This is a genomic window from Thermodesulfobacteriota bacterium, from assembly GCA_036397855.1.
Taxonomy (GTDB): Bacteria; Desulfobacterota_D; UBA1144; order Nemesobacterales; family CSP1-2; genus DASWID01.
Genome location: DASWID010000178.1, coordinates 1 through 3,028 on the forward strand (window position 1 = coordinate 1; position 3,028 = coordinate 3,028).

Annotated in this window: 3 protein-coding genes; 2 read left to right on the top strand and 1 reads right to left on the bottom strand. The window is 41.4% G+C overall.

Annotated elements, in window-relative coordinates; genetic code table 11:
- Together VGA95_13515 and VGA95_13520 are read left to right on the top strand one after the other, a co-directional pair.
- Positions 1-379: hypothetical protein (locus VGA95_13515; GenBank protein ID HEX9667560.1), on the top strand; the 379-nt coding region annotated here is incomplete at its 5' end.
- A 444-nt stretch (positions 380-823) separates the two neighbouring features.
- Complete coding sequence (locus VGA95_13520) at positions 824-1,918, top strand: radical SAM protein (GenBank protein HEX9667561.1); 1,095 nt, start codon at positions 824-826, stop codon at positions 1,916-1,918.
- A gap of 187 nt (positions 1,919-2,105) precedes the next feature.
- Here the strand turns inward: VGA95_13520 and VGA95_13525 are convergent, their stop codons facing one another.
- Positions 2,106-2,441 (bottom strand): hypothetical protein, encoded by a 336-nt coding sequence (locus VGA95_13525; protein HEX9667562.1) that lies wholly within the window; start codon positions 2,439-2,441, stop codon positions 2,106-2,108.
- Between the last annotated feature and the right edge of the window lie 587 nt (positions 2,442-3,028).

Genomic DNA, 3,028 nt, shown 5'->3' on the forward strand with positions numbered 1-3,028 from the left:
TGACGAGCTCTGGGAGGGGTGGACAAAGAATCTTTTCTTCGGACTCAACAAGAGATGGAGAAATCTCATATTTCTTGTGTCCGTGCTTCTTTCCTGGGGAATCATACCTCCTGTCCTCTTCATCTGGTCCGTATTCACTACAGTTTGTCAACAATCGTTATCATTTGTTCAATTGTCCATTGCGTTTGAAAGCACCTTTCTCCTGGCGTTAATCATATACACCGCCTGGCAGACTACCCGGCTCTTTTCTATTCCCCGCTTTTATTCCTTAACCGTTCCCTTGGGAGTGGCGGTGTACATAGCAATGGTACTTACTTCTGCGTATGAGGTAGTGAGCGGTCAAGGAGTTTCCTGGAAAGAGAGGGTATACAAGCTCTAAACAAATTTACTACGATTTCATGAAATTTTGTGTTCATGAGGCCTTTTCAGAATGAAAAGGACTTGAACGGCATTCCAAAAATTGCGTTAAGAAAATCAGGAACAAAGACGTTAAAAAAAATTTGCGGGGTGCGGTTGAATTAAATTTTTTAGTCGGAGTGTATGATTTTTAGCGAATTTTTGGACAGCCTTGATTTTTGCTTCTTTGAATCAAGACAAAGAAGTTAAAAACGACAAGTACGATGAATCAGGAAAGCGCATTTAAAGATTGTGTCCCCAAAATGCCTGACATTTACAGCAATGACATCCATGACTTCATTGATGATGGATTGCGGAAGTCTAAAAGCTACAGGCGAAGGTCTCTTTATAATTGTTACCAGAATATGACTGGGAACAATAGCAATCTGTTTCCCATGGTTGTATAATGAAATGAAAGCGAACAACCATGAAAAGGCTCGTAGGATTGATAACGCCAACAAAGAAGCTACATACCGTCATATTCTTCGTCACTTCCCGCTGTAATGCACGCTGTAGAACCTGTTTCTACTGGGAGGAGCTCAATCAAAAGGGTGACCTGTCGCTAGAAGAGATAGAGAGATTGTCAGAGACTATGCCTCCGTTTCAGGACCTCTTACTCAGCGGCGGTGAACCATCGCTTAGAAAAGAACTCCCTCAAATAGTAAATCTATTTTATAAAAATAACGGAATAGGAAGAATATACTTTCCAACTAACGGGCTTAAGCCAGAACGTATAAGAGACCTTACTGAGCGAATTCTCGGAAAAAATGGTCATCTTGAGCTATATCTCAATAATTCAATTGACGGTCTCCCTGAAACAAATGATAGAATTCGTAGTGTTCCGGGCAACTTCGAGAAATCTCTCGAGACAATAAAACTTCTCAGGACCTTGAAACCAACATTCGGCCATAGGCTTCAAATAAATGTTAATTCAGTGATCTGCGCAGAAAATTACCATGAGTTAATTGATCTTGGTAGATATTTCTTAGAGAATGAACGTCTCGACTATCACTTCTTTCAGATTATAAGGGGCGATCCTCTGGATAAGAGCTTGAAACTGGTGCCTGCAGATGAATTAAGAAAGCTCTATAAAGAGATAACAAAAATTCAGCACATATACTCCGAAAGGCAGGCTGAGGATCGTGGAAGGGCAGAAGGATTCATAAGAAAATCAGTGTACAAGGCTATTTTTAATTTCCATCACCAGACTCAGTTTAATAACTATACGAATAACACTCACTGGCCCATGCCCTGCACCGCCGGCGAGACGGCCATGGTCATCGATTTTGACGGGAATGTAAGAGCCTGTGAGTTACGAGGCTCTCTAGGGAATTTAAGGGATTACGGCTGTGATTTCCATGCATTCTGGAATTCAAAAATAAGAGAGCATGAAATTAGCTCCATTGCAGAAGATAAATGCTTCTGCACCCATATCTGTTTTCTCCACGATAGCATGAGGTTTTCTAATCGCGTAAGGTTCTGGGAGCTTCCGAAAAGCTACCTTACCAGACATACCTGGTAAGTTTGAAAAGATGATTATCTTAGTTATAAACCAATTATTATATCCAACCTGTCTTAATGGTGACAATTTTATTTCCCTCTAGATGTAGCGCCCTTTCCCTGAACGGGCATTCTGGACTGATGAGGGCATCAGTCCCTACATCGAAGCGGGGTTGGAAAACCCCGCCTATCGTTATTCATGAACTCGATTACTGAGGCTCGATACTAATGTTTGCTCTTAGAGTATGCTTTGAACCAGGGGCCGGTTTAGTCTTTTCAGTAGGGTGATCGGCAAACCATGGCCAGCTTATTGGAATTCCACCAAGTATTGCCTTTCCGGATTCGAAGCTGGAATGTCCACTAAGAAATAAAACATCCTCTTGACCATTAGGTTTATAGGAGGTGACTTGCGCGCCGTGTAAGAATACATTCGCATCAGCATGTCCATTATTTATCTCGGCCACAGTCAATCCGCCAGGACCTCCTTTAAACGTCATTCTGTCGGGAATCCCAAATCGTTTATTCAGATCATCTATTGAATTCATTTCTATTTATTATTTTTGATAAATTGGATTAATACTCTTATCGGCGCATAGGTTCAAACAGTTTTTATATAATCAACATACAACCTGCAGCAAGCTGAGGTGAATTCGACGGTTAAATCGGCATTCCAAAAATTGCGTTAAGAAAATCAGGCACGAAGACGTGAAAAAAAATTTGCGGGTTGGGGTTGAATTTAAAATTTTTAGTCATTTATGTCATCCCCGAGGATTCCCCGATCAAGGATCTCGAGGACAACCACTCAATAAAGGCATCCTCGTACAGGCGTAACTGGGGATCGAGCCCTATTGTCATCCCCGAAATCGGTAGTCGGGGATCCAGAAACGAAGATATGGATTCCCGCTAACAATCCGCGGGAGACAAGATACAAGATATTAAGATTGCTTGAATTTCGGAGTCTATCCTGAGTAAATAGAAGGGCAAATTTCGCAATGACCCGAAGATCGGGAGCCATAGCGCTTATAGCGTAATCCCTCTAGCTACAGCGTATTATAAAGCTCAATCGCCTAATCGATAATTGAAAATGGACAGAATCAACCCTATGTAGTTAAAATAAATTTGATTCAAGGAG